The sequence below is a fragment of the Stenotrophomonas sp. genome, from assembly GCF_036662295.1.
Classification (GTDB): Bacteria; Pseudomonadota; Gammaproteobacteria; order Xanthomonadales; family Xanthomonadaceae; genus Stenotrophomonas.
Window position 1 is genome coordinate 1 of sequence record NZ_JAVWXA010000041.1, and the last position, 25428, is coordinate 25428.

Below are 25428 nucleotides of genomic sequence, written 5' to 3' on the forward strand. Positions count from 1 at the left end.
GCTCCTCATGAGCCCATCAGGACGTGCGGGGAGCCGGCCAGCGGCCGGCACTACCGGTCGTCACCCCGCACGCAAAAAAAGACCGGCGTTCGCCGGTCTTTTTCTGCATTACGGTCGGGCAGGCATCACTCCGATTCCCACCACATCCAGAAGCTGTCCCACAGGCGCTTGAAGAAGCCGGCCTCTTCCACGGCGGCCACGGCCACCAGCGGGGCTTCGGCCACGGTCTTGCCGTCCAGGGTCACCTTCAGCGTGCCGATCTGCTGGCCGGCGGTGAACGGCGCCTCCAGCGTCTTGGGCACATCGATGGTCGGCTTGAGGTCGTTGTAGCGGCCGCGCGGCACGCTCACCAGCATCGGCTGGGCCACGCCCAACTGCACGTTGTCCGCCTTGCCCTTCCACACCTTGTGCTCGGCCACGGCCTTGCCCGGCTCGTACATCCGGTGGGTTTCGAAGAAGCGGAAGCCCCAGTTGAGCAGCGCCAGGCTGTCATCGGCGCGCTGCTTTTCCGAGCTGCCGCCCAGCACCACCGCGATCAGGCGCTGGTCGCCGCGCTGTGCCGAACTCATCAGGCAGTAACCGGCTTCGGAGGTGTGGCCGGTCTTGATCCCGTCCACGCTGCCATCGCGCCACAACAGCAGGTTGCGGTTCGGCTGCTTGATCGAGCCTACGGTGAATTCCTTCACCTTGTTGTAGGCGTAGGTTTCCGGGTAATCGCGCACCATCGCCCGGCCCAGCAGGGCCAGGTCGTAGGCGGTGCTGTGGTGGCCCGGGGCCGTCAGGCCATGGGCGTTCACGAAGTGCGAGTCCTTCATGCCGATCTTGGCCGCGTAGCTGTTCATCAGCGACGCAAAGGCTTCCTCGCTGCCGGCCACGTGCTCGGCCAGGGCGATGGCCGCGTCGTTGCCCGACTGGATCGCCATGCCCTTCTCCATGTCTTCCAGACGTGCCGTCTGGTTGACCGGGAAACCGCTGTAGCTGCCATCGGTGCCGGCGCCGCCCTCGCGCCAGGCGCGCTCGCTCATCATCACCTGGTCGTCCGGACGGACCTTGCCGTTCTTGACCTCGGCGGCGACCACGTAGGACGTCATCACCTTGGTGATGCTGGCCGGGGCCAGTTGTTCATGCTCGTTTTCGCCGGCCAGCACCTGGCCGGTGGCGTAATCCATCAGCACCCACGCCTTGGAGACGCTCGGCTTGGGCGCCGGCGGGGTGGCCACGGTGACCGGGGCGGCGGCAGGCGCAGGCACCGGCTGGGGGGCCGGCTGCGGGGTCTGGGCGGAGACCATGCCCACGAACAGGGTCGTGGCCATGGCAGCAGCGGCAAAGCGGAATTTCATCGGACAGCAAGCTCCAGGGAAGGCGCCAAGGGTGGAGAGGTTGGGTATGGGCATTGTAGGCCCATGCGGTGGCGGCACGCGCGCGCGGCCGCCGGGGCGCATACGGTCATTCCTTGACGATCTGCGGCGACCCGAAGCCCAGACCGGCAATGCGGCCGGCAAGTTCCGAGGCACTGGCATGGTCGGCCGCCGGCACCCGCAGCCGCCACAGGGTGCGTCCGCCGCTGGCGATGTCGCTGAGGGTGGCCCCCACGATGCCGGCCGAGGACAACTGGCCCAGCGCCTTGGTGGCGTTCTCGCGGCTGGCGAAACTGGCCACCTGCAGCAGCACCGCGCCCACCTGCTGCGGCAGGCTGCCGGCGGTGGCCGGCGGCGTCGGTCGCGGGGCGGGACGAGTCGCGGCCGCCGCCACCACCGGTGCGGGCGGCAGGGCGCTGACGGCCACCGGCGCATCGTCGCTCGGGGCGGCCTGGGTGGCGGCCGGACGGCCGCTGGATGGCGATGCCGGCAGGCGGCCCACCAGCGCGTCCATGTCACTGGCCGGGCGCGCCGGCGCGGCCTGGGCCGCGCTGGCGGCGGCCCGCCGCTCGCGACGCGACGGCTTGTCGGCCAGCAGCGTGCCTTCGCCCGGGCTGAGCGCGCGGACTTCCACGTTGCCGGTGCCGCGCTGGGTGATGCCCAGGCGCACCGCGGCGGCATAGCTCAGGTCGACCACGCGGCCATCATGGAACGGGCCGCGGTCGTTGACCCGTACGATCACCGATTCGCCGTTGTCCAGGTTGGTCACCCGCGCAAAACTCGGCAGGGGCAGCGTCTTGTGCGCGGCGGTGAACGCGTACATGTCATACACCTCGCGGTTGGAGGTGAGCCGGCCGTGGAACTTGGCCCCGTAGTACGAGGCCGTGCCCTTCTCGGCGTACCCGCTGGTCTTGTCCAGCACCTGGTACTGCTTGCCGAGCACCACGTACGGCGATTTGTTGCCCACCGGCGAGCGCGGCAGGTCGACCACCTCCGGCTCGGGAATGCAGGCCACGTTGGGGATGTAGCTGGGCGTGCTGTCGTTGACGCCCGGCTTGTACAGGCCCCCGGCGCGATAGTCGCCGCGCGTGCTGGGGTCTTCGGTGGCCGCCTTGTAGGGCGAGCCGTCAGGGCAGTGCGCCGGGCGCCCGCCCTTGCCCTGCACGACCGTACCGCTGCCGGGCTTGGCGATACCGCCCGCAGCCGGCTTTTTCGGTGCGCTGCTGCAGGCGGCGAGCGCCAGGATCAACAGACCGGGGACCAGCCATCTGCAACGTGCGCGTGCGTTCATGCCGGCGGCAGCTCCTGACCGGCGATGGCCTGGGACAACTGGAACACGGCCATCGCGTACATCTTGGATAGGTTGTAACGGGTAATCGCGTAGTAGTTCTGGAAGCCCAGCCAGTACTGCTTGCCGGTGCTGCCCTCCAGCGTGATCGGCGTGGCGGTCAGGCCGGCCGCCACCGGCACCGACGGCTGGTAGCCGCGCTGGGCCAGCTCACCCAGGGTCCAGGTCGGCGCCCATTCGGTGGGATTGAATTCCTCACGGCCGGCGGCCAGCGTGGCCGGCACGGCGACCGGGCCGCCGCGCACCCAACCGCCCTTCTTGACGAAGTAGTTGGCGATCGAGGAGAACACGTCGTCGTAGCTGTTGAACAGGTCGCGGCGGCCATCGCCGTTGCCGTCCACGGCGAAATCCAGGTAACTGGACGGCATGAACTGGCCCATGCCCATCGCCCCGGCGTAGCTGCCCTTGATCGCCAGGATGTCCAGCTTCTCGTCGCGGGTCAGCGCGAACAGGCGCGCCAGCTCATCGCGGAAATACAGTTCGCGCCGCACTTCGCGCTCGAGCTTGGCGGGGTCGCCGCTGCGCGGGTAGTTGAAGGCCAGCGTATACAGCGCGTCCAGCACCCGGTAGCTGCCGGCGTTGCGGCCGTAGCTGGTTTCCACGCCGATGATCGCCACGATCACCTCGGCCGGCACGCCGGTGCGCTGCTGCACGCGGGTGAGTTCGGCGCGGTGCTCGGCAAGGAAGCGGCGGCCGCCATCGATCCGCGCCTGGCTGATGAACATCGGCCGGTATTCGTTCCACGGCTTGACCCGCTCGGCCGGGCGCGACATCGCCGCGATGATCGGGTCACGCACCTGCGCCTGGGCCAGCGTGGCCTCGATCTGGGCCGCGGGGATGCCGTAGCGCTGGGCGGTGTCACGCACGAAGTTGGCGCGGGCCACCGCGAACGGCACCGGGGTCAGATCGACCGGCGCGGCAGTGGCGGCGGCCGCCTCCGGCGCGGCTTCGGCCGGGCCCTTGGTCGCGTTGACCGGCTTGTTGGGGGCACTCGAGGCCTGCGGCGCCGGTGACGGGGATGGCGGCTGGGTCGCACAAGCGACCAAACCGAGCGTAAGCATGCAGGCCAGGGAGCGTCGGATCATCGCGGCAGGTTAGCAGACCGAGGATGAATTAAAACCCCTAAGGCCATGAATCACAACGATTTGCCCGCCATACGGGGCAATCGTTAAGCGCGTGTCTACACGGGTGCGGGGCCCTGCCCCATTCAGCCGGCGACGGGCGTGGCACTGATCAGCGCGGCCCGGAGCATCCACGCAGGCGCGTGAGAGGTTTTGCCGGTTGCGCCCCCATCCCCATGGACGCAACCGGCCAAACCGATCCGGTCGGTACTCGCGCAGCGTGCAACTCCCCAGCGCACGCCGCGCGCCTTGTACCCGTTGGATCAACTGCTCCCCATCAAGCTCCCCGGATGCGGCGCTTGGCTCGCGACACCCTGCTGACGGGCCGCCATTGTGCCGGCCGATTGCGACAAGTCCATTGATCCGAATCAACTCCCTTCATATCTGTGCGCCACATCCCACTTTTCCGTCACTTTGTTGACGAACCCTCCACCAAACCCGCCAAACGCTGACGCATTTCGCCTGTTCATGCGCGGATCGATGCGGGCAGGAGAACGGCAGAAGGGGGGTAGAGCCACCCCATGGGTGGCTGCACGCAATGCCGAAACGACGGGTGCTGCGGATGGGTATGCGGGGCGAAGGTGGGTAGAGCCACCCCATGGGTGGCTGCAAGCAATGCCGGAAGGACGGGATTTGCGGACGGGGGTGCGGGGGCAGATGCGAAGAGCAGCCACCCATGGGGTGGCTCTACCCTGAGGGGAGGGGGTAGAGCCACCCCATGGGTGGCTGCACGCAGCGCCGGAACCCACTTGCCCCGCGCGGCGCACAACGCGGCCTACCCGCTCAGCCGTACCCGCCATGAACCGGCTGGTGGCTGCGCGCGGCCATCACCAGCCCGAAGCCGGCCAGCAGCGAGACCGCCGAGGTGCCGCCGTAGCTGATCAGGGGCATCGGTACGCCGACCACGGGCAACAGGCCGGAAATCATCCCGCCGTTGACCAGCACGTAGACGAAGAACGCCAGGCCGGTGGCGCCGGCCAGCAGCCGCGAGTAGGAATCGCGCGACTGCGAGGCGATCCACAGGCAGCGCCCGATCACCACCAGGTACAGCGTCAGGACCGTGGCCACGCCCAGCCAGCCGAACTCTTCGCTCAGCACCGAGAACGCGAAGTCGGTGGTCTGCTCGGGAATGAAGTTCAGGTGCGACTGCGAGCCCTGCCCCCAGCCCTTGCCGTCGAATCCGCCCGAGCCGATCGCGATCTTGGACTGGATGATGTTCCAGCCCGCGCCGAGCGCGTCCATCTCCGGGTCCAGGAACATCATGATGCGGTCCTTCTGGTAAGGCCGCAGCAGCCAGATCCAGGCCACCGGCGCCGCCGCAGCCACCCCGCCCACCGCCACGCCCACCCACCACCAGGGCAGGCCGGCCAGCAGCAGCACGAACGCGCCGCTGGCGGCGATCAGCACCCCGGTCCCGAAGTCCGGCTGCAGCATCACCAGCCCGGTCGGCACGCCGATGATCACCGCGCTCACCATCACCGTGGAGAAACGCGGCGGCAGCGGCATCTTGTGCAGGTACCAGGCCACCATCATCGGCAGGCTCACCTTGAGCAGCTCGGCCGGTTGCAGGTAGAACAGCTTGAGGTCCAGCCACTGCCGGCCGTACTTGCCCGTGCCCAGCACGAACACCGCCAGCAGCGGAATCATCGAAATCGCATAGATCAGCGGCGTGGCCGAGCGGATGCGCAGGATCGAGGCGCGCGAGATCGCCCACATCGCGCCCAACCCGACCACGAACCGCGCGCCCTGCGCATACACAAGGCCGTCGCCGCCAGCGCTCTTGAGCACCGACAGCCCGATCAGCATCAACGCGCCCAGCGCCAGGCACAGCACCCAGTCCAGCGAGGCGCAGAAGCGGGCGACCATGTCGGCGGCCCAGCGCAGGAACACCTTCATCGCGATCGCTCCGGCGCCACGGGCGCGGTCGGGGCCGGCAGCGCGGCCGGCACGGGCGTACCTGGTGCCGCGGGGCCCGGGGCTGGCAGGCTGGGCACGCCGACCACGATCGGCAGCGTCTCCAGCGCCGCGGCGGCCGCATCGCCGGCCGCGCGGGCATCGCTGTCGCTGCCCTCGAACGCGGTGATCCCGATCGCGGTGGTGCCGCGCTCGCTGTCCAGCGGCTCCAGGCCATCGGGCATCTTGCCCAGCAGCCAGGCATCGAACAGCTTGCGCGCGATCGGCGCGGCCGCCGAGCCGCCGTAGCCGCCGCCCTCCACCGCGATCGCCACGGCGATCACCGGGTTCTCGGCCGGGGCGAAGCCCACGAACAGCGAGCGATGGCGCAGGTGCATGGGCAGGCTCTTGGGGTTCACCGCGGCCGTGCCGCGGCGGCTGATCACCTGCGCGGTGCCGGTCTTGCCGGCGATGGTGTACGGCGCGCCGGCCGCCGCGCGCGCGCCGCTGCCGCCGGGCCGCATGGTGCCCATCATGCCTTCGCGCACGGCCTGCAGGTTGCCCGGGCTGGGGCTGACCGGCTTGGTCTCGCCGGCCGGCATCGCCGCCCAGTCGGCATCGAAGCCGGCGCGCTGCTGCATCACCAGGTGCGGGGTGCGCAGCTGGCCGTCGCCGATCCCCGCCACGCCGTGCACCAGCTGCAGCGGGGTCACCTTCCAGTCGCCCTGGCCGATGCTCACGTTGACGGTGTCGCCGGGATACCAGCGCTCCTTGCGGCTTTTGTACTTGTTGGCCGGCGACGGCAGGATGCCGCCGATCTCGCCGGTGAGGTCGATGCCGGTGGGCGCGCCGAACCCGTAGTAACCCATGTAGTGGTCGAACCGGTCGATGCCCATGTCCAGCGCGAGCTGGTAGTAGTACGTGTTGACCGACTGGGTGATCGACTTGCGCAGGTCGGTCCAGCCATGCCCGCCGCGGTTGGCATCGCCCCAGCCACGCGAGGTCCCGGGCAGGTAGAACATGCCCTTGGAGAAGATCTTGTCCTCCGGCCGGCGGGTGCCGCTGTCCAGCCCGGCCAGGCCGATCAGCGGCTTGATCGTCGAGCCGGGGGCCACCCCGCCCAGCACCAGGCGGTTGAACTGCGGCCGCGAGGGGCTGCTGTTGAGCGCCTGGAAGTCGGCATGGGAGATGCCATTGACGAACAGGTTGGGGTCGTAGGACGGCAGGCTGACCATGGCCAGGATCTCGCCGGTGCGCGGGTCCATGGCCACCGCCGCGCCCTCGAACTCGCCGAAGGCGGCCACCATCGCCCGCTGCAGGTCGGCATCGATGGACAGGCGCAGGTCGCTGCCCGACTGCGCCGCGACCCGGCCGATGGTGCGGATGGCGCGGCCCTGGACGTTGGTCTCCACCTGCTCGTAGCCGACCTTGCCGCGCAGCTGCGTCTCGTAATAGCGCTCCAGCCCGGACTTGCCGATGTGGGTCAGCGCGGCATTGCCCTCGCCGAGGATCTCCAGGTCCTTGTCATCCACCCGGCCCACGTAGCCGATGATGTGCGCGAACAGGTCGCCGTAGGGATAGCGCCGGGTCAGGTACGGCTCCAGCTCCACGCCGGGGTAGCGCCAGCGGTCCACCGCAAAGCGCGCCATTTCCTCGTCGGTGACGCGCAGCTTGAGCGTGACCGGCAGGAACTTGCGGCGGCTCTTGCGCGACTTGTTGAAGGTCTCGATGTCCTCCGGGCTCAGCGCCAGGATCTTCGCCAGCCCGGCCAGGGTGGCGTCCATGTCCTTGACCTTGTCCGGGGTGATGTCCAGCCGGAAGGCCGGCACGTTCTCGGCCAGCAGGCGCCCGTTGCGGTCGTAGATCATGCCGCGCCCGGGCACCACCGGCCGCGGCTTGATCCGGTTGGCCTCCGAGCGCGTGGCGTAGATGTCGTGGTCGAGCACCTGCAGCTTGAAGTACCAGCCGCCCAGCCCGATCAGGCAGACCAGCACGCCCAGGAAGCCCAGCGCGGCGCGGCGCCGGAACTGCTCGGCTTCGGCATGGGGGTTCTTGGCCTGGCGGCGCACGTACATGTCAGCGACCGCGACGCCCGAAGCGCACCGCGTCCAGCAGCACGAACAGCAGCGGCCACAGCGCCATGCCCAGCAGCGGTGCCCACCAATACGCCCACGGCAGGGCCGGCTCGCCGACCACGATGTGCACCACCGCCCCGACGATGCGGTCGTTGAACAGCAGCCCGCCGATCACCAGCATCTGCTGGGACATGGGGAAGAAGCGGATGCGCGCGCGGAAGCGCTGCAGGATGAAGATCAGCATGACCAGCCGCAGCGCCTGCTCGCCGAGCACCCCGCCGTACAGCAGGTCGGCGACCACGCCACTGGCGAAGGCGATGCCCAGCCCGACCCGGTCCGGCGCCTCGATCACCCAATAGGCCAGCACCAGCGCCAGCCAGTACGGGCGCAGCGGCTGCAGCAGCGCCGGCAGCGGCAGCAGGCCCAGCAGCAGCGCCAGGACCACGCTGACCGGCAGCACCCAGGCTTTGTCGCGCAGGCGGCTCATCGCTGCTCCTCCGGCGGCACCGCGCCGGTTTCAGGGGCGGCGGTGGCCGGTGTCGGGACCGGCGCGGGCGCCGGTGTCCGGGATGACGGGGGTTGCCGGCCAGCGGCCGGCACGGTCGGTTGGCTGGGTTGCCGGCCAGCGGCCGGCACTACCGGAGCGCCGGCTGGCGCGGTGTTGAGGGGCGCAGCCCCCGCGGCAGCCGCGTTTGCCGCAGGCACATCCGGCTGAGGCAATTCATGTGCCGCAGGCACCTGAATTGCCGCACCCGGCCGCAGCAGCAGTACATCGCGGCCACGATCGAGCTGGGCGGCCGGCTTCAGCTCGCCGACCAGGAAGGCATGGGTGTCATCGGGGCGCAGCGCGGTGATCTTTCCCACCGGGAACCCGGCCGGGAAGCGCCCGCCCAGGCCGGAGGTGACGATCTCATCGCCCACTTCCACCCCGGCACTGAGCGGGATGTCGCGCAGCTCCAGGGTATCGCCGCGCCCATAGACGATCAGGCGCACGCCGTTGCGCGCCACCGTCACCGGCACCGCGTGGTCCGGGTCGGTCAGCAGCAGCACGGTGGCGTTGTTGCCGGTGGTGGCGATCACCTGCCCCATCAGGCCACCGGCATCGATCACGGCCTGGCCCATGTGCACGCCATCGCGGCTGCCGGCGGCCAGCACCAGCCGCTGCCGGACCGGGTCCAGGTCGATGTCCAGGATCGGCGCCAGCTGCACGTCCAGCCCGCTGCGCTCGGCCACGTTAAGCAGCTCACGCAGCTGCGCGTTGTCCAGCGCGGCGGTCTGCAGCCGGGTCAGGCGGGCGTTGGCGATCAGCAGCTGGTTGCGCAGCGTGCGGTTCTCCTCCACCAGCTGGCCATGGCTGGCCGCGTTGTCCTTGACCTGGGTGCCCAGCTTGCCGGGCAGCCCGGCCAGCGCCCAGACCGGCTGCACCAGCACGTTGGCCTGCGCGCGCAGGCGCGCCAGCCAGCCGGCCTGGTCGTCGAGGACGATCAGGGTGATGGCCAGGGCCAGGTAGGCGAGCAGCCGCAGCGGGCTGGCGGCATCGCCCTGGCGGGAGGCTACGGGAGGACCGGCGTAGGGCGGCACGACTGGCTTCGACTGGAGGCAAACAGGAAGGGGATGCGACAACGCCCCGGCGTGGCGATGCCCGGCGTGACAGGCACGCAGCGGGCATCACGCGGCAGGGGCGCGTGCAGGAAACGGCGCGGGTACGACTTACTCCGGCGCAAAGAACTCGTTGCCGTGCATGTCCACCAGCTCCAGGGCGCGACCGCCACCACGGGCCACGCAGGTCAGCGGATCGTCGGCCACCTGCACGTGCAGGCCGGTCTCTTCGGAGATCAGGCGGTCCAGGTCGCGCAGCAGGGCGCCACCGCCGGTGAGCACGATGCCGCGCTCGGCGACGTCGGCGCAGAGTTCCGGCGGGGTCTGCTCCAGGGCCAGCTTGACCGCGCTGACGATGCCCGAGAGCGGCTCGTGCAGGGCTTCGAGCACCTCGTTGGAGTTGATCTTGATCATCTTCGGCACGCCCTCGGCGAGGTTGCGGCCGGAGATTTCCATCTCGGTCACTTCCGCCTGCGGGTAGGCGCAGCCCAGTTCCACCTTGATCCGCTCGGCGGTGGCCTCACCGATCAGCATGCCGTGGTTGCGGCGCACGTAGTTGGTGATCGACTCGTCGAAGCGGTCGCCGCCGATGCGCACCGAGGCCGAATAGACGATGCCGTTGAGCGAGATCACGGCCACTTCGGTGGTGCCGCCGCCGATGTCGATGACCATCGAGCCGCGGGCTTCGGTGACCGGCATGCCGGCGCCGATCGCCGCCGCCATGGGCTCTTCGATCAGGAACACGTCACGCGCCCCGGCCTCCTCGGCCGATTCCTTGATGGCGCGGCGCTCGACCTGGGTCGAGCCGGCCGGCACGCAGACCAGCACGCGCGGGCTCGGGCGCAGGAAGCGCGACTTGTGGACCTTCTTGATGAAGTGCTTGAGCATCGCCTCGGTGTAGGTGAAGTCGGCGATGACGCCGTCCTTCATCGGGCGGATGGTGGTGATGTGGCCCGGGGTACGGCCGAGCATCTGCTTGGCCTCGGCGCCCACGGCGGCCACCCGGCGGGTCCCGCCGATGGCGCGGTCCTGGCGCACGGCGACCACCGACGGCTCATTCAGCACGATCCCCTGCCCGCGCACGTAGATGAGGGTATTGGCCGTGCCCAGGTCAATGGACAGGTCATTGGAGAACATGCCACGCAATTTCTTGAACATCTGGGAGTTGATCCTGAGGGGTGTCGCGCCCAACGCGGGATGGCGAAAAAATGGGCAGAATTCGAGGGCGACAAGCCTAGCAATCCCCCTGTGCGCGAGCAAGGACAAATCTGGTGCAAAGCAAGCCTTCACGGCCATTCAGGCGAATTTCGATGCCCCCCGATGGCCCCGGTTCTGGCCCAAAGCCGCCTCACCCGTTAACCTTTGCACCGCAGGGCGCCCGAGGGCGCCGTTTCGTTGCCCGCCCGGCGGGCCTCAAACTCCTCTCCGCATAGGCTTAATCGATGTCCGCTTTGATCTGTGGTTCTCTTGCCTTCGACACCATCATGGTGTTCCCGGACCAGTTCAAGAATCACATCCTGCCGGACAAAGTGCACATCCTGAACGTGTCCTTCCTGGTGCCGCGCATGCGCCGCGAGTTCGGCGGCTGCGCCGGCAACATCGCCTACAACCTGCACCTGCTGGGCGGCGATCCGATCCCGATGGGCACGGTGGGCTCGGACTTCGGCCCGTACCGGGAGTATTTCCAGGGCCTGGGCATCGACCTGAGCCGGATCAAGGTGATCGACGAGCTGTTCACCCCGCAGGCGTTCATCACCACCGACCACGACAACAACCAGATCACCGCCTTCCACCCCGGCGCGATGATGCGGTCCTACGAGAACCACGTGAAGGACGTGCCGGGCGTGACCCTGGGCCTGGTCGGCCCGGACGGGCGCGAGGGCATGATCCAGAACTCGCAGGAGTTCTTCGACGCCGGCGTGCCGTTCATCTTCGACCCGGGCCAGGCCATGCCGCTGTTCAACGGCCCCGAGCTGCGCACCTTCATCGAGCAGGCCGACTACGTGGTGGTCAACGACTACGAGTCCAACCTGCTGCAGGAGCGCACCGGCTGGGACGAGCAGGCGATCGTGAGCCGGGTCAAGGCCTACATCACCACCCGCGGCCCCAAGGGCGCGGTGATCCATACCCCGGAAAAGACCTATGACATCCCGCCGGCGCACGAGCGCCGCGTGGTCGACCCGACCGGCTGCGGCGACGCCTTCCGCGCCGGCCTGATCTACGGCATCGAGAAGGGCTACGACTGGCTCACCATCGGCCGCATGGGCAACCTGATGGGCGCGCTGAAGGTGGAGCACCCGGGCACGCAGAACCAGCGCTTCACCTTTGACGAGTTCAACGAGCAGTTCAAGCAGCAATTCGGTTACGCGCTTAACGCGTAACCGAATTGCCGGCGCATTCCTCCTAAACCCCGCGCCTTTGGCGCGCCCCCTTGAGTCGACTGCGCCTGCGGCGCAACCGACCCGCGCATGCCTCCTGATCCCCCCGCCTTCGGCGCGCCCCCTTGAGTCGACTGCGCCTGCGGCGCAACCGACCCGCGCACGCCTCCTGATCCCCCCGCCTTCGGCGCGCCCCCTTGAACACCAAGGGGGCTTTCCACCCGTGGGTGGGTCGCGAGGTGGTGGGTGGGAGCGGCGTTGAGTTGGATGACTGGCTCACGCTGCGCTAGGGGGTTGGCGGGTCTTTGCGTTGCCATTCGGCCAGGACCCGGCCGCAGTCGGTGCGGTGCCAGCAGGCCATGCCCGGCCAGGGGTTGTCGGGGGTGTTGACCAGCAGGGTGCGGGTGCCGGCGGCACGGCCGCATTCCAGGTCGAAGCGGTAGTCGCCCACCATCACCACCTGCGCCGGGTCCACCCGCCAGCGCTGGACGAAATGGGCCAGCCCGGCCGGGGACGGCTTCGGCGCGGCCTCGTCGCGGCCGATGATGTCCTGTTCGGCGAACACATCGCCCAGTCCGATGGCCTGCAGGGTCACCTGGGCCAGCCCACGCACGTTGCGGGTGAGGATGCCCAGCCGGCAGCCGGCGCCGTGCAGCGCGCGGACCAGCGCCACCGCCCCCTCGGCGGCCCGGGCCTGGCCAGCCAGGGCGCGCTCGTGGGCCAGCAGCCAGGCCTGCTTGGCGGCGGCCTCGGCGGCCGGCAGCCCGGCCAGGTGGGTCAGGATGTCGTCCTGCACCGGGATCGCCAGTTCGCGCTTGATCCGCTCGAAATCATGCACCGCCACGGTGAGGGTGCCGTCCATGTCGAACACCCAGTGGCGGATCGCCGACAGCGGCAGGGCCGCCACCGGGGGATGGGCCACGGTCACTCCCACCACTTGGGCATGCGCTGGGTGTCCACGCCACCGGTTTCAAACACCGCCGTGCGCGTGCCGCCGGCCTTGACCGGGAACTCGATGCTGATCACCTTGGCCTTGCGCGCCAGTTTCCACAGCGCCTTCTGGTCGGTGATGAACATCGCGATCGCCTCGTCGGTCTTGGGCCGCCAGGCGGCCATGGCGATCGGCTTGCCGCCGTCCACGCGGACCTGCACCTTGCACTGCGGGCAGCGGAAGTCGCCGGCCTGCAGCACCAGGTAGGCATGCCGCGTCCACTCGGGGTGGTCGCGGAACACCAGCTGCACCGGCTTGGCGCCGCTGCCATCCACGTCCACGCGCTCCTTGCTGTAGATCTGCGCCGAGAACTGGGTGCCCTTGCCCGCCGGGATCTGGTTGTACTGCCAAAGGCCCTGCATGCGACGCAGGTCGCGCGCGGCATCCCCCTTGGCCTGCACCTCGGCAAACCCCGGCTCGATGCGCGCGGCCACGTCGGTGTCCTTGTACTGGTCCAGCAGTGCGCCGCCATGCAGGCGCGCGCGCTCCCAATCCTGGGCCGCCACGGCCATGTCGTACTGCTTGGCCACGTCCTCGGCCTTGGCTTCCTGCTGCGCCTTGGCGGCCGCGGCAGCCGCTTCCTGCGCCTTGCGCGCTTCCTCGGGGTTGCTGCAGGCGGCCAGGGCCAGGGTGCACGCGGCGATGAGGATCAGTCGTTTCATGGGAGGCTCCGTAAGTGGGCAGGACGCCCGCAGGCATCACCGGCCTACTTTACCAACCCGACGTCCGCCGCAGGTGCCGGCGCGGCGATGCCGGTGCACGGTGCAGGCCACGCCGGCATGTGGGACACGCACAAAAAAACGGCGGGTTTCCCCGCCGTTCTTTCAGGCATTGCATCGCGCGTTGCCGGTTGGCCGGGATTGCCGGCCAACCGCCGGCATTACCGGCTTGCCTTGTCCAGCATGTCCTGCACCGAGGCGGTGGTGATCGGGTGGTAGCCCGGCTTGGCCTTCTCGAAGGCCGCCTTGGCAAACGCCAGGCCTTCGGGCGTCTTCACCAGTTCGGCGTAGATCGGCAGGATCAGCTTGCGACGGCCCACCCGCTCGATGAACGCCGCGGCCGGCTCGTTGGCTTCGGTGTAGCCGCTGCGGATCGCCAGCGGGTACCAGCGCATCGCGATCTCGCCATTGCCGGTGCCCGTGAAGTGGTAGGCCTTGTCCAGCGCCGCCAGCTTCTCCACCGGCAGCGTCTTGCCCAGGCCGTCGATGAAGTGCACCCATTCCTGCGTGCCCCACTCGCTGCTGATCTGCACGTTCGGCAGCGTGTTGCTGCCCTGCCAGGCGATGCGCGCGGTATCGACGATCGAGAAGTTGCGCGAACGCGCCTTCGTCGCGAATGCCGGAATGCCCGGCTCGTCCAGCCACGCCTTCAGCTCGGCATCGGTCACCGCGCCGGGCTTCTTGGACAGCAGGTTCTTCTTCAGGTACGCCACGAACTGGTCGGTGTTGGCGCTCTGGAAGGCATGGTCATCGAACCAGCCACGCAGGAACGGGTCGAACGTCTCACGGCCGAAGCGCTGCTCCAGGAACTGCAGGAACCACGAGCCCTTCACGTAGGCCACGTTGCTCAACGCCTCGTCCGGGTCGCGCTCGGTCAGTGGCGGCAGCGCCAGCGCCTGGTCGGCCGGGCTCATGTCCTTCACTTCGGCCAGCAGGTCGTTCTGGTCGATCTCGCGCTCCATCTCGGCCATCTCCTGGCCGTACAGCGCCTCGGTGATGCGCCCCTGCACGTAGGTGGTGAAGCCCTCGTTGAGCCAGATGTCCTTCCAGCTCGCATTGGTCACCAGGTTGCCCGACCAGCTGTGCGCCAGCTCATGGGCCACCAGCGACACCAGCGACTTGTCGCCCACGATCACGGTCGGGGTGGCGAAGGTCAGGCGCGGGTTTTCCATGCCGCCGAACGGGAACGACGGCGGCAGCACCAGCATGTCGTAGCGGCCCCAGCGGTACTCGCCGTACAGCTTCTCGGCCGCACCGATCATCTTCTCGGTGTCCTCGAATTCCTTGGCCGCCTTGCCGACCATGGTCGGTTCGGCCCACACGCCCGAGCGGCCGGAGATCGGCTCGAACACCAGGTCGCCGGCGGCGATGGCCAGCAGGTAGGACGGGATCGGCTGCGGCATCTTGAAGGTGTAGTCACCATCACGCGCGGCCTTGGGATCGTTGTCGGCGCTCATCAGCACCATCACGTCCGGGCGCGAGACCACGTGCGCGCTGTAGGTGAAGCGCACGCTCGGCGTGTCCTGCAGCGGCACCCACGAACGGGCGTGGATGGCCTGGGACTGGCTGAACATGAAGGGCAGCTTCTTGCCCTCGGTCATCGACGGCTCCAGCCACTGCAGGCCCGAGGCGGTCGGCGCGGTGTGGTAGGTGATCTGCACCTTGGCCGGCTGCGCCGGTGCCTCGATGCTCAGCTTGCTGCCGAACACCTTGTCGGCCGGGGCCAGCACGAACGGCAGCGGCGTGGTCTTGCCGTCGGCGTCCAGCGCCTCGACCTTTTCAACCGTCAGCTCGCGGGTATCGAGCACCAGCTGCTTGGCCGCCTTGTCCTTCCACTCCAGGGTGTAGGTGGCGGTGCCGCCGATCTGCCGGGCATCGAAATCCAGCTTCAGGTCCAGCGCCAGGTCCTTGACCACCACCTTGTCCGGCTCGGCGTAGGAGCTTTCGTCGTGGCTGCGGCTGTCGGCTTTCATGGCAGTGCTCGCCGGTGCGGTGGCGGTGGGCTCGGCGGTCGGGGCCGCCGCTTCTTTGGAGCAGCCGGCGGCCAGCGCCACGGCCAGGGGAATCAACAGGAACGGAGATCGCATGGACATCGGGACCGATCAGGGTGAAACGACCAGTTTACCCCCTGTCCGCACCGGCGGGCAGCCGTGCCCCGCCCGTGGCCTATTCAGGCGCGCCCGTTGCGGGCGCGTCCCGTGCCGCTGCCGCGACGGCTCAGAGCTTGTAGCCGGAGTGGATCGAGACGATGCCGCCGGTCAGGTTCTTGTAGTGGCAGCGCTCGAACCCGGCCTCGCCCATCATCGCCTTGAGCTGGTCCTGCGGCGGGTGCTTGCGGATGCTCTCGGCCAGGTACTGGTAGCTGTCCCCGTCGCGGGCGAACAGCTGGCCCAGCTTGGGCAGGATCTTGAACGAGTGGAAATCGTAGATCGGCTTGAACCAGTCCGCGGTCACTTCGGAGAACTCCAGCACGCGCGCCTGGCCGCCCACCTTGAGCACGCGGTACATCTCGCGCAGCCCGGCGTCCTTGTCGGTCACGTTGCGCAGGCCGAAGGCGATGGTCACCAGGTCGAAGCTGGCATCGGGGAAGGGCAGCGCCTCGGCGTTGCACTGCACGTACTCCAGGCCCTTGACCAGGCCGCGGTTCATCAGCCGGTCGCGGCCGACCGAGAGCATGCCGGCGTTGATGTCGCCCAGCACCACGTTGCCCTCATCGCCCACCCGCTCCTTGATCAGCGCGGCGATGTCGCCGGTGCCGCCGGCCAGGTCCAGGACGCGGTCGCCCGGCTTCACCTGGGCGGTGGCCACGTAGTAGCGCTTCCACGCACGGTGGATGCCCAGGCTCATCAGGTCGTTCATCAGGTCGTAGCTGCGCGCGACCGAGGTGAACACTTCGCCCACCAGCTTCTGCTTGTCCTTGGCGGCAACATCGCGGAAGCCGAAATGGGTGGTGCCACTCTTGTAGGGGGATTCGCTCATGGGGCGATTATCGCACCGCTCGGCGCGCTGCGGCACCTCGGCGCCGCGTCCAGGCGTCGCAGGCCGCTGCCGGCCCCCTATCATGGGCGCCCCGACCCCGATGGCCCAGACCCATGATCACCACCCCCGACTACGCCGCCCTGCTTGAAACCGCCATCGCCGAAGCCCGCCAGGGCCTGGCCGAGGGCGGCATCCCGATCGGCGCGGCGCTGTACCACAACGACGGCCGCCTGCTGGGCTGCGGCCACAACCGCCGCGTGCAGGAAGGCGACCCCTCGGTGCACGGGGAGACCGATGCGTTCCGCAAGGCCGGCCGCCAGCGCCGCTACCAGGACACCATCATGGTGACCACCCTGGCCCCCTGCTGGTACTGCAGCGGGCTGGTGCGCCAGTTCAACATCGGCACGGTGGTGGTGGGCGAGTCGGTCACCTTCCAGGGCGGCATCGAATGGCTGCGCGAGAACGGGGTCAAGGTGATCGACATGCAGAGCCAGGCCTGCATCGACCTGCTCGGCGGTTTCATCGCCGACCATCCCGAGGTGTGGAACGAAGATATCGGCGAATAAGCCGCGCCCTTGTTCTGCGCGCGTTGGGCCTGCCAACGCCGCGCATCGCCGCTGCGACATCACGTCGCAGCGTGCCGCGTTCTGAACGCTTCAGTTCCATACAGCCAGGTGAAGCGCCTGTGCCAGCAGCGTCGTGGCCGCATCAACGGCGTGTTTGCGTACACGCCGACGACCGCCTGCACACATGGCACTAACATCCGGCACGCACACAGCGCCTATGGTGGATTCACAGGGGGCAGCAACGTCGAGGAGACGTCATGAATGCCCAAATCCGCCGCACCGACCTGGACATGGCGCTCTCAAGCGCATGGGACCAGCTGCAGGTGCACCATGCCACGCACCGCAACGCTGCCCCGTTCTGGTCTGCCTACCAGGCCATCCAGGAGGCCCTGATCCTGGCCCACCCGCAGCACCGCGTGGACCTCTGCAACCAGCTGGCAACCTTCGCCGAACGGCTGGGCGTGGTCGACCATGCGCAGCTGGTGAGCCGCACCCGCCCTGAATTCTTCAGCGATCCCGGCCACGCAGGCTCGACATCGCCATGACGCGGCATGCACTGCGCCTTACGCACTCTTGTTCCACTCCTTCCCTGCATATCGAAGCGACCATGTCCTCCGCCCAGCTTTCCATCCCCGCCGTGATCGATGTCGACGCCGAAGTCGCCTACTGGCGCCAGCGTCATGCTGACGGCACCCTCGGCACGGGCAGCGGTTCGTTCGGCCACTACGTACCGTGGATCAAGTTCGCCTGCGATTCGCTGATCACCCAACCGCGCGCCAGCGACGAGCAGCGCGACGAATCCTTCCAGACCCAGTACGCGCTGCAGATCATGCCGCGCCTGAGCGAGGCGCAGGCCCGCGAGTTCGTCGAGCAGTGCTGGGAACACGTTTACCTGGCCAGCCGCCACGACGTGGACGGCCGCCCGCGACTGGGTGCGGCACGCGCCTGACAGCGGCGGCGCCGCGCACCACCGAGTGCACGGCCCCTACACGGCACGCCGCCAATGATGGGGGCCTGTTACCAACCCAGCGTGCCGCATGAGCCTTCGAAGTGTGTTCAACCTGGTCGCCAAGAAGGCGGCCTATGCCGCAGGAACGCCCTGGACGTTCCTGGCTGCCGTCTCCATCGTGGTGCTCTGGGCACTCAGCGGCCCGGTCTTCAAATTCAACGATACCTGGCAGCTGGTGATCAACACCGGCACCACGATCATCACCTTCCTGATGGTGTTCCTGATCCAGCACAGCCAGAACGCCGACGCGGCGGCGGTGCAGATCAAGCTTGACGAGCTGATCCGGGCCACCGCCGAGGCCAACAACGAACTGTTGGACCTGGAAGAGCTGGACGAAGAGCGCCTGGAAGAAATCCGCCGCGACTACGAGCGCATGGCGCGCGAGGCCGGCGACGCGCTCGACCGCGTGCGCGCCTCCTGCCACGCCGCCCATCGCGGCGGCGACCGACCGACATGACCCCGCCCGTGCGCCGCCTGCCCTGTGCAGCGTGGCCGGGCGTCAGCCGCGCTCGTGCCAGCCGCCACCCAGCACCTTGTACAGCGCGACCTGGTTGGACTGCCGGGCCAGCTGCGTGCTGACCAGCGACTTGCGCGCGGTATAGGCCGTGCGCCGCGCATCGAGCAGGGTGAGGAAGCTGTCCAGGCCGGCGTCGTAACGCGCCTGCGAGAGCGTCTGCGCCTGCTCGGCGGCGGCCACCAGCGCCTGCTGCGAGCTCAACTGCGCATCCAGGCTGTCGTTGAGCGCCAGCGCATCGGCGGCCTCGCGGAAGCCGGACTGGATCGCCTTTTCATACTGCGCCAGCGCGATGTCGCGGTCGGCGTTGGCCACGCCCAGGTTGGCGCGCAGCTTGCCGCCCTGGAAGATCGGCAGGTTGAGCTTGGGCATGAAGCTCCACACGCGGGTGCCGCCATCGAACAGGCCAGAGAGCTCCGACGACGCCGAGCCGATGCTGCCGGTGAGGCTGATCGAGGGGAAGAACGCTGCACGCGCCGCGCCGATGTTGGCATTGGCCGACAACAGCGTGTGTTCAGCGGCCATGACGTCGGGCCGCCGCAGCAGCACCTCGCCCGGCACGCCGGCCGGCAGCGCGCGCACCGCCGCCACCTGCTCCACTTCGGTGGCCGGCAGCAGGGTGTCCGGCACCGGCCCGCCGGCCAGCAGCACCAGCGCGTTGCGGTCCTGGGCCACCTGCCCGGCAAACCGCGCCACGTCGGTGCGCGCGGTTTCCACCAGGGTGCGGGTCTGGCTGAGTTCCAGCGAGGAGGCGCCGCCGAGCTGGTGGCGCGCCTCGCTCAGGCGCAGCGAATCCTCGTAGGTGGCCAGCGTGGCCTGGGCGATCCGCAGCTGCTCGGCGTCCGCGCCCAGGGTGAGCCAGGCGTTGGCCACTTCGGCCACCAGGCTCAACTGCGCGCTGCGCCGGTTGGCGGCCTGCGCGAAGTACTGCTGCAGCGCGGCCTGGCTGAGGTTGCGCACGCGTCCGAACAGGTCCAGTTCGAACTCGACCACGCCCAGGTTGGCGCTGAACTGCTCGGTCACCGGCGTGTCGCCGCCACTGCGGGTCATCTGTCCGGTGGCCGCGATCGCCGGCACGCGGTCGGCGCGCTGGATGCGGTACTGCGCGCGCGCCTTCTCCACGTTGAGCACGGCCACGCGCAGGTCGCGGTTGTTGGCCAGCGACTGCTCGATCAGCGACTGCAGCCGCGGGTCGGTGAAGAAATCACGCCAGCCGATGTCGGCCGCCGCGACCGGGCTGGCCGCGTCGGTGGCGGCGGTGGCCGGCCACTGCGCCGGGATCGCCGGGGCGACCTCGGTGCTGGCCGGGACCAGCGTGGCGCAGCCGGACAGGGCGATGGCCACGGCCACCGCCAGCAGGGAAGACGCCTTACTCATGGGTGCCACCTTCCGGCGTATCGCCGTTGCGTTGGGTCGGCGTGGGGGTCGGGCGGCCGCCCTCGCGCAGCTTGCGGTTGAACAGGCGCTGCACCACCACGAAGAACAGCGGGATGAAGAACACACCCAGCACCGTGCCCACCACCATGCCGCCGAGCACGCCGGTACCGATCGCGCGCTGCGCACCGGAGCCGGCACCGGAGGCGATGGCCAGCGGCAGCACGCCCAGGCCGAAGGCCAGCGAGGTCATGATGATCGGGCGCAGGCGATCGCGCACGGCATGCATGGTGGCCTCGATCAGGCCGACGCCCTTCTCCAGGTTTTCCTTGGCGAACTCCACGATCAGGATCGCGTTCTTGCTGGTCAGGCCCACCGTGGTCAGCATCGCCACCTGGAAGTAGATGTCGCGTTCCATGCCGCGCATGGTGTTGGCCAGCACCGCGCCGAGGATGCCCAGCGGGGCCACCAGCAGCACCGAGGTCGGCACGCTCCAGCTTTCATACAGCGCGGCCAGGCACAGGAACACGATCAGCAGCGACAGCGTGTACAGCAGCGGCGTCTGCGAACCGGCCTGGCGCTCCTGGTAGGACAGCGCGGTCCACTCGATCTCGAAGCCGGCCGGCAGGTCCTTGGCCAGGCGCTCGATCTCCACCATCGCATCGCCCGAGGCCACGCCGGGGGCGGGCTCGCCCTGGATCTCCATCGCCGACACGCCGTTGTAGCGCTCCAGGCGCGGCGAACCGTAGTCCCAGCGCTTGGAGGCGAAGGCACTGAACGGCACCATCTCGCCCTGGGTGTTCTTCACCGACCACACGTTGAAGTCGTCCGGGTTCATGCGGAAGTCCGCATCGGACTGCACGTACACGCGCTTGACCCGGCCACGGTCGATGAAGTCATCGATGTAGCTGCTGCCCCACGCGGTGGCCAGGGTGGAGTTGATCGAGGCCACCGACAGGCCCAGCGCATTGGCCTTTTCCACGTCCACGTCGATGCGCAGCTGCGGGGTGTCTTCCTGGCCGTTGGGGCGCACGTTGGCCAGCAGCTTGCTGCCACCGGCGCCGCCCAGCAGCTGGTTGCGCGCATCCAGCAGGGCCTGGTGGCCCTGGCCGCTGTTGTCCTTCAGGAAGAAGGTGAAGCCCGAGCCGATGCCCAGCTCCGGCATGGCCGGCGGCGGGAAGGCGAAGATGAAGGCGTCCTTGATCTGGCCCAGCGCGCCCATTGCGCGCCCGGTGATCGGACCCACGCCCTGGTCGGCATCGCGCTCCTTCCAGTCCTTGAGCTTGATGAAGGCCATGCCGGCGTTCTGGCCCATGCCGGCGAAGCTGAAGCCCTGCACGGCGAACACCGATTCCACCGCCTCGGTTTCATTCTGCAGGAAGTGGTCTTCCAGCTTGCCCATCGCCTCCAGCGTGCGCTCCTGGGTGGCGCCGACCGGGGTCTGCACCAGCGCCATCAGGATGCCCTGGTCTTCATTGGGCAGGAACGAACTGGGCAGGCGCATGAACAGCACGCCCATCACCAGCGCCAGCGCGGCAAAGATCGACATGAAGCGCCACGGCCGCGCCAGGATGCCCTTGACGCCGCGCTGGTAGGTTTCGCTGGAGCGGTCGAAGCCACGGTTGAAGCCGTTGAAGAAACGACCGGACCAGCCCTTGTGCGCGACGTGGTGCTCGCCCTTCTTCAGCGGCTTGAGCATGGTGGCGCACAGCGCCGGGGTCAGCACGATGGCCACCAGCACCGACAAGGCCATGGCCGAGACGATCGTGGCCGAGAACTGCCGGTAGATCACGCCGGTGGAGCCGCTCATGAAGGCCATCGGCACGAACACCGCCGACAGCACCAGGCCGATGCCGACCAGCGCGCCGGTGATCTGGCTCATCGACTTGCGCGTGGCTTCCAGCGGCGACAGGCCCTCCTCGGACATGATCCGCTCGACGTTCTCCACCACCACGATGGCGTCATCCACCAGCAGGCCGATGGCCAGCACCATGGCGAACATGGTGAGCATGTTGATCGAGAAACCCAGCGCGGCCAGGATGCCGAAGGTGCCCAGCAGCACCACCGGCACGGCGATGGTGGGGATCAGCGTGGCGCGGAAGTTCTGCAGGAACAGGTACATCACCACGAACACCAGCACGATCGCTTCGATCAGGGTCTTGATGACGCCCTTGATGGAGACCTGCACGAACGGGGTGGTGTCATACGGCACGACCGCTTCCAGCCCGGCCGGGAAGTTGGGCTTGAGTTCGTCCAGCGCCGCGCGCACGCCGTTGGCCGTATCCAGTGCATTGGCGCCGGTGGCCAGGGTGATGGCGATACCGGTGGACGGCTTGCCGTTGTAGCGGGTGACGAAGTCGTAGCTTTCCGCGCCCAGCTCCACCCGGGCCACGTCGCCCAGGCGCAGCTCGCTGCCGTCGGTGCCACCGCGCACCAGGATGTTGCGGAACTGCTCGGGGGTCTGCAGGCGGCTCTGCGCGTTGATGGTGGCGTTGAGCTGCTGGCCCTTGATCGACGGGGCGCCGCCGAGCTGGCCGATGGCCACCTGGGCATTCTGCGCGGTGACCGCCGCGGTGACTTCATCCACCGAGAGCTTGTAGGTGTGCAGCTTGTTGGGGTCCAGCCAGATGCGCATGGCGTACTTGCCGCCGAACACCTGGATGTTGCCCACGCCCGGCACGCGGCTGAGGGTATCGACCACGTTGGAGCCGACGAAATCGGAGATGTCGTTGGCGTCCATGCTGTTGTCGTTGGACACGAAGCCGATCACCTGCAGGAAGCCACTGCTCGACTTGGCCACGTTGATGCCCTGCCGCTGCACTTCCTGCGGCAGCAGCGGGGTGGCCAGCTGCAGCTTGTTCTGCACCTGCACCTGGGCGATGTCCGGGTTGGTGCCCGAGGCGAAGGTGAGGGTGATGGTGGCCTGGCCGTTGGCCGAGCTGTTGGAGGAGAAGTAGATCAGGCCATCGATGCCCTTCATGTTCTGCTCGATGATCTGCGTCACCGAGTCTTCGACCACCTTGGCCGACGCACCCGGGTAGGTGGCGCTGATTTCGACCGCCGGCGGTGCCACTTCGGGGTACATCGAGACCGGCAGCTTCACCACCGCCAGCGCGCCGGCCAGCATGATGATGATGGCGATCACCCACGCGAAGATGGGTCGATCAATGAAATAACGTGCCATGGGGTTCTCCGCTTACTGCTTGTCGGCCGGGGCGGCGGCCGCCGGCTGGGCCGGCTTGGCCGGCGCGGCGCCCATTTCGGTGGCCTGCACGGGCATGCCCGGCTGGATCTTCTGCAGGCCTTCGACGATGACCTTGTCGCCGGCCTTGAGGCCGTCCTCCACCAGCCACTTGCCGCCCACGGCGCGGCTGACCTTGACCGGTCGCACTTCGACCTTGTTGTCCTTGCCGACCACCATGGCCGAGGTTTCGCCCTTGGCATCGCGGGCGATGCCCTGCATGGGCACCAGCAGGCCGTTCTCGCGCACGCCGCTGCCGACCTGCGCGCGCACGTACATGCCCGGCATCAGCAGCTGGTCCGGGTTGGCCACCTTGACCCGCAGCGCGTAGCTGCCGGTGGTGGGGTCCACGCTGACCTCGGAGAATTCCAGGGTGCCCTTGTGGGCGAACTCGGTGCCGTCATCGAGCAGGATGGTGACCGGCAGCGACTGGTTGTCCTGCAGGGTGCCGTTGGCCAGTTCGCGGCGCATCTGCAGCAGCTCGCTGGCCGACTGGGTCAGGTCCACGTAGATGGGATCGAGCTGCTGCACGGTGGCCAGCGCATCGGCCTGGCCGGCGCTGACCAGCGCGCCCTGGGTGACCGAGGACTTGCCGATGCGGCCACTGATCGGGGCGGTGATGCGGGCATAACCGAGGGTGACGTTGGCGGCATCCAGGCTGGCCCGGGCGGCGCCGACATCGGCCTCGGCCTGCTTCTGGGCGGCCACGGCGTTTTCCAGGTCCTGCTTGCTGACCGCATCGACCTTGGCCAGCTCGGTGATGCGCTTTGCGCTCAGGCGGGCGGCATTGGCGGTGGCGTCGGCGCGGGCGAGCTGGGCGCGGGCGCTGTTGGCCTGGGCGCGGTAGCTGGCGTCATCGACCTGGTACAGCGGCTGGCCGGCGCTGACCAGGCCGCCTTCGGTGAACAGGCGCCTGGCGACGATGCCGCTGACCTGGGGCCGCACTTCGGCGACCAGGAAGGCATTGGTGCGGCCGGGCAGTTCGCGGGTGAGGCCGACCTGCTCGGCCTTGAGGGTGGCAACGGTGACCTGGCCGGGACCGCCTTGCGGGGCCTCCTGGCCACCACCGCCACAGGCGGACACGGTCAAGGCGATCGCCAGGGACAGCGCGAGGAGACGGTACGGGGATCGGGACATGGGGAGGCTCACAGGAAACGAAAAGGGTCGCCTGAGGCGCTATCTCCCGCCAAAAGTGGCGAATGACAGGCAACAGGACATCAAATACGGCAAATCACACCTGCGAGGACCGGTTACGGGTACGCGCGGTCCTCACGGCGGATGAGTGGGACGGAAATATACATACATGCATGTTTGTTTGTAAAGCGGTACAATTCAGGCCGGTTTCATCCAGCAACTGCACAACGCAATGGCCAGAAAAACCAAAGAAGAAGCACAGGCCACGCGCGAGGGGATCCTCGACGCGGCACAGGCGTGCTTCCATGAATACGGGGTGGCGGGGACGAGCCTGGCGATGATCGGCGCGCGGGCGGGCTATACGCGCGGGGCGGTGTACTGGCACTTCAAGAACAAGACGGAGGTGCTGACGGCGATGATCGACCGCGAGCGCATTCCGTTCATCGAGCGGTTGCGGCGGACGACGTCCTCCAAGCGGTCCACGCCGGTGGTGGACCTGCGTTCGGCGTTGCTGGTCTCCTTCCAGGAGCTGGCCGACGACGAGCGGCTGCGCAACATGATGGAGATCATGCTGCGCAACGATCTGTCGGTAGAGAGCCAGGCGATGCAGGAGCTGCAGCTGGAAGCCTCGCGGGAGGAGCTGGGGATCTTCGCGGCGGCGTTCGAGCGGGCGCGGGAACTGGGCCAGCTGCGCGAGGGCGTGAACGTGGACACGGTGGCGCGGATCGTCAGCACGAGCCTGACCGGCGTGCTGTACAGCGCGATGCTGGAGCCGGAGCTGTTCGAGATCAAACGCGACGGCGCGCAGACGCTGGACGCGATCCTGAGTGCGTTCGTGAAGCCGGGCGTGTTCACCCCGGGCGCGCCTCCGACGGCGTTGCCGACGGACGACGAAGCGTAGTTGTCTGCGCGGGGTTGGATTGTTGTTGCCGCTTCAACGTCCACTTCAGCGTCCACTTCAACGTCAAAAGCAGAGACGGGTTCACTCGTGTGCGCCTGCGCTGGCTTGGGCGGGTACGGGTGGGGGTGCGGGACCGTCCGGGCACCCCACCCAGGGGGCGCTTTTTGCGCCAGGCATGGGGGCCAACCGGGCCCCGCCCCCCCCCCCACCCCCCCCGGGGCCGGTGGG

The 25428-nt window shown here is 68.6% G+C and carries 21 protein-coding genes; 6 read left to right on the forward strand and 15 right to left on the reverse strand.

Going from position 1 to position 25428, the window contains the following annotated elements; translation table 11 throughout:
* Positions 1-125 precede the first annotated feature (125 nt).
* The 8 genes from RSA25_RS10030 to RSA25_RS10065 form a co-directional block, all read right to left on the reverse strand.
* On the reverse strand, positions 126-1340 hold the full coding sequence (locus RSA25_RS10030; protein WP_332808747.1) for a D-alanyl-D-alanine carboxypeptidase family protein: 1215 nt from the start codon (positions 1338-1340) through the stop codon (positions 126-128).
* Between the two features lie 106 nt (positions 1341-1446).
* Positions 1447-2649, reverse strand: a complete 1203-nt coding sequence (locus RSA25_RS10035) for a septal ring lytic transglycosylase RlpA family protein (protein WP_332808748.1) — start codon at positions 2647-2649, stop codon at positions 1447-1449.
* Positions 2646-3791: a lytic murein transglycosylase B gene (mltB, locus tag RSA25_RS10040; RefSeq protein WP_332808749.1), complete on the reverse strand. Its 1146-nt coding sequence runs from the start codon at positions 3789-3791 to the stop codon at positions 2646-2648. The genes RSA25_RS10035 and mltB overlap by 4 nt, the downstream gene beginning before the upstream one ends.
* 819 nt (positions 3792-4610) lie before the next feature.
* On the reverse strand, positions 4611-5723 hold the full coding sequence (rodA, locus tag RSA25_RS10045) for a rod shape-determining protein RodA (RefSeq protein ID WP_332808750.1): 1113 nt from the start codon (positions 5721-5723) through the stop codon (positions 4611-4613).
* A complete protein-coding gene (gene mrdA / locus RSA25_RS10050; RefSeq protein WP_332808751.1) occupies positions 5720-7795 on the reverse strand; it encodes a penicillin-binding protein 2 in 2076 nt (691 codons plus the stop codon). The genes rodA and mrdA overlap by 4 nt, the downstream gene beginning before the upstream one ends.
* 1 nt (position 7796) lies before the next feature.
* On the reverse strand, positions 7797-8282 hold the full coding sequence (gene mreD, locus RSA25_RS10055) for a rod shape-determining protein MreD (protein WP_332808752.1): 486 nt from the start codon (positions 8280-8282) through the stop codon (positions 7797-7799).
* Positions 8279-9376 (reverse strand): rod shape-determining protein MreC, encoded by a 1098-nt coding sequence (mreC, locus tag RSA25_RS10060; RefSeq protein ID WP_332808753.1) that lies wholly within the window; start codon positions 9374-9376, stop codon positions 8279-8281. The genes mreD and mreC overlap by 4 nt, the downstream gene beginning before the upstream one ends.
* A 129-nt stretch (positions 9377-9505) precedes the next feature.
* Positions 9506-10552, reverse strand: a complete 1047-nt coding sequence (locus RSA25_RS10065; RefSeq protein WP_332808754.1) for a rod shape-determining protein — start codon at positions 10550-10552, stop codon at positions 9506-9508.
* 284 nt (positions 10553-10836) lie between these two features.
* On the opposite strand from RSA25_RS10065, the gene RSA25_RS10070 reads away from it, so the two are divergent.
* Positions 10837-11775: a carbohydrate kinase family protein gene (locus RSA25_RS10070; protein WP_332808755.1), complete on the forward strand. Its 939-nt coding sequence runs from the start codon at positions 10837-10839 to the stop codon at positions 11773-11775.
* Positions 11776-12058: 283 nt separating this feature from the next.
* Here the strand turns inward: RSA25_RS10070 and RSA25_RS10075 are convergent, their stop codons facing one another.
* From RSA25_RS10075 to ubiE, 4 genes are all read right to left on the reverse strand, one after another.
* On the reverse strand, positions 12059-12700 hold the full coding sequence (locus RSA25_RS10075; protein WP_332808756.1) for an HAD family hydrolase: 642 nt from the start codon (positions 12698-12700) through the stop codon (positions 12059-12061).
* Positions 12697-13425: a hypothetical protein gene (locus RSA25_RS10080; protein WP_332808757.1), complete on the reverse strand. Its 729-nt coding sequence runs from the start codon at positions 13423-13425 to the stop codon at positions 12697-12699. The genes RSA25_RS10075 and RSA25_RS10080 overlap by 4 nt, the downstream gene beginning before the upstream one ends.
* A 218-nt stretch (positions 13426-13643) precedes the next feature.
* Positions 13644-15569: a M1 family metallopeptidase gene (locus RSA25_RS10085; protein WP_332808774.1), complete on the reverse strand. Its 1926-nt coding sequence runs from the start codon at positions 15567-15569 to the stop codon at positions 13644-13646.
* Positions 15570-15699: 130 nt separating this feature from the next.
* Positions 15700-16461, reverse strand: a complete 762-nt coding sequence (gene ubiE, locus RSA25_RS10090) for a bifunctional demethylmenaquinone methyltransferase/2-methoxy-6-polyprenyl-1,4-benzoquinol methylase UbiE (protein ID WP_332808758.1) — start codon at positions 16459-16461, stop codon at positions 15700-15702.
* Between the two features lie 113 nt (positions 16462-16574).
* On the opposite strand from ubiE, the gene RSA25_RS10095 reads away from it, so the two are divergent.
* From RSA25_RS10095 to RSA25_RS10110, 4 genes are all read left to right on the forward strand, one after another.
* Positions 16575-17027, forward strand: a complete 453-nt coding sequence (locus RSA25_RS10095) for a nucleoside deaminase (protein ID WP_332808759.1) — start codon at positions 16575-16577, stop codon at positions 17025-17027.
* 257 nt (positions 17028-17284) lie between these two features.
* Entirely contained in the window at positions 17285-17572 is a 288-nt protein-coding gene (locus tag RSA25_RS10100; protein WP_332808760.1) for a hypothetical protein, read from the forward strand.
* 62 nt (positions 17573-17634) lie between these two features.
* Complete coding sequence (locus RSA25_RS10105) at positions 17635-17976, forward strand: hypothetical protein (protein WP_332808761.1); 342 nt, start codon at positions 17635-17637, stop codon at positions 17974-17976.
* Between the two features lie 88 nt (positions 17977-18064).
* On the forward strand, positions 18065-18493 hold the full coding sequence (locus RSA25_RS10110) for a low affinity iron permease family protein (protein ID WP_332808762.1): 429 nt from the start codon (positions 18065-18067) through the stop codon (positions 18491-18493).
* A gap of 42 nt (positions 18494-18535) precedes the next feature.
* On the opposite strand, the gene RSA25_RS10115 is transcribed toward RSA25_RS10110, so the two are convergent.
* Genes RSA25_RS10115 through smeD form a run of 3 tightly spaced genes read right to left on the reverse strand, consistent with a single transcriptional unit; the run spans position 18536 to position 24302 of the window.
* On the reverse strand, positions 18536-19927 hold the full coding sequence (locus RSA25_RS10115; RefSeq protein WP_332808763.1) for an efflux transporter outer membrane subunit: 1392 nt from the start codon (positions 19925-19927) through the stop codon (positions 18536-18538).
* Entirely contained in the window at positions 19920-23108 is a 3189-nt protein-coding gene (gene smeE / locus RSA25_RS10120; protein ID WP_332808764.1) for a multidrug efflux RND transporter permease subunit SmeE, read from the reverse strand. Before smeE ends, RSA25_RS10115 begins: the two co-directional genes overlap by 8 nt.
* Positions 23109-23120: 12 nt before the next feature.
* Positions 23121-24302: a multidrug efflux RND transporter periplasmic adaptor subunit SmeD gene (gene smeD / locus RSA25_RS10125; RefSeq protein ID WP_332808765.1), complete on the reverse strand. Its 1182-nt coding sequence runs from the start codon at positions 24300-24302 to the stop codon at positions 23121-23123.
* Between the two features lie 229 nt (positions 24303-24531).
* Between smeD and RSA25_RS10130 the strand changes: the two genes are divergently transcribed.
* The gene (locus RSA25_RS10130) at positions 24532-25200 is read left to right on the forward strand and encodes a TetR family transcriptional regulator (protein WP_332808766.1); all 669 of its coding nucleotides are present in this window, start codon (positions 24532-24534) and stop codon (positions 25198-25200) included.
* The last annotated feature ends 228 nt before the right edge of the window (positions 25201-25428 follow it).

Bases quoted from the DNA above. Each gene is read 5' to 3' on its own strand.
- RSA25_RS10035 (WP_332808748.1), bottom strand. From the start codon at position 2,649: ATGAACGCACGCGCACGTTGCAGATGGCTGGTCCCCGGTCTGTTGATC.
- RSA25_RS10065 (WP_332808754.1), bottom strand. From the start codon at position 10,552: ATGTTCAAGAAATTGCGTGGCATGTTCTCCAATGACCTGTCCATTGAC.
- RSA25_RS10100 (WP_332808760.1), top strand. From the start codon at position 17,285: ATGAATGCCCAAATCCGCCGCACCGACCTGGACATGGCGCTCTCAAGC.
- RSA25_RS10085 (WP_332808774.1), bottom strand. From the start codon at position 15,569: ATGCGATCTCCGTTCCTGTTGATTCCCCTGGCCGTGGCGCTGGCCGCC.
- RSA25_RS10030 (WP_332808747.1), bottom strand. From the start codon at position 1,340: ATGAAATTCCGCTTTGCCGCTGCTGCCATGGCCACGACCCTGTTCGTG.
- RSA25_RS10105 (WP_332808761.1), top strand. From the start codon at position 17,635: ATGTCCTCCGCCCAGCTTTCCATCCCCGCCGTGATCGATGTCGACGCC.
- RSA25_RS10095 (WP_332808759.1), top strand. From the start codon at position 16,575: ATGATCACCACCCCCGACTACGCCGCCCTGCTTGAAACCGCCATCGCC.
- smeE (WP_332808764.1), bottom strand. From the start codon at position 23,108: ATGGCACGTTATTTCATTGATCGACCCATCTTCGCGTGGGTGATCGCC.
- mreD (WP_332808752.1), bottom strand. From the start codon at position 8,282: ATGAGCCGCCTGCGCGACAAAGCCTGGGTGCTGCCGGTCAGCGTGGTC.
- rodA (WP_332808750.1), bottom strand. From the start codon at position 5,723: ATGAAGGTGTTCCTGCGCTGGGCCGCCGACATGGTCGCCCGCTTCTGC.
- mltB (WP_332808749.1), bottom strand. From the start codon at position 3,791: ATGATCCGACGCTCCCTGGCCTGCATGCTTACGCTCGGTTTGGTCGCT.
- smeD (WP_332808765.1), bottom strand. From the start codon at position 24,302: ATGTCCCGATCCCCGTACCGTCTCCTCGCGCTGTCCCTGGCGATCGCC.
- RSA25_RS10080 (WP_332808757.1), bottom strand. From the start codon at position 13,425: ATGAAACGACTGATCCTCATCGCCGCGTGCACCCTGGCCCTGGCCGCC.
- RSA25_RS10070 (WP_332808755.1), top strand. From the start codon at position 10,837: ATGTCCGCTTTGATCTGTGGTTCTCTTGCCTTCGACACCATCATGGTG.
- mrdA (WP_332808751.1), bottom strand. From the start codon at position 7,795: ATGTACGTGCGCCGCCAGGCCAAGAACCCCCATGCCGAAGCCGAGCAG.
- RSA25_RS10115 (WP_332808763.1), bottom strand. From the start codon at position 19,927: ATGAGTAAGGCGTCTTCCCTGCTGGCGGTGGCCGTGGCCATCGCCCTG.
- RSA25_RS10110 (WP_332808762.1), top strand. From the start codon at position 18,065: ATGAGCCTTCGAAGTGTGTTCAACCTGGTCGCCAAGAAGGCGGCCTAT.
- RSA25_RS10130 (WP_332808766.1), top strand. From the start codon at position 24,532: ATGGCCAGAAAAACCAAAGAAGAAGCACAGGCCACGCGCGAGGGGATC.
- ubiE (WP_332808758.1), bottom strand. From the start codon at position 16,461: ATGAGCGAATCCCCCTACAAGAGTGGCACCACCCATTTCGGCTTCCGC.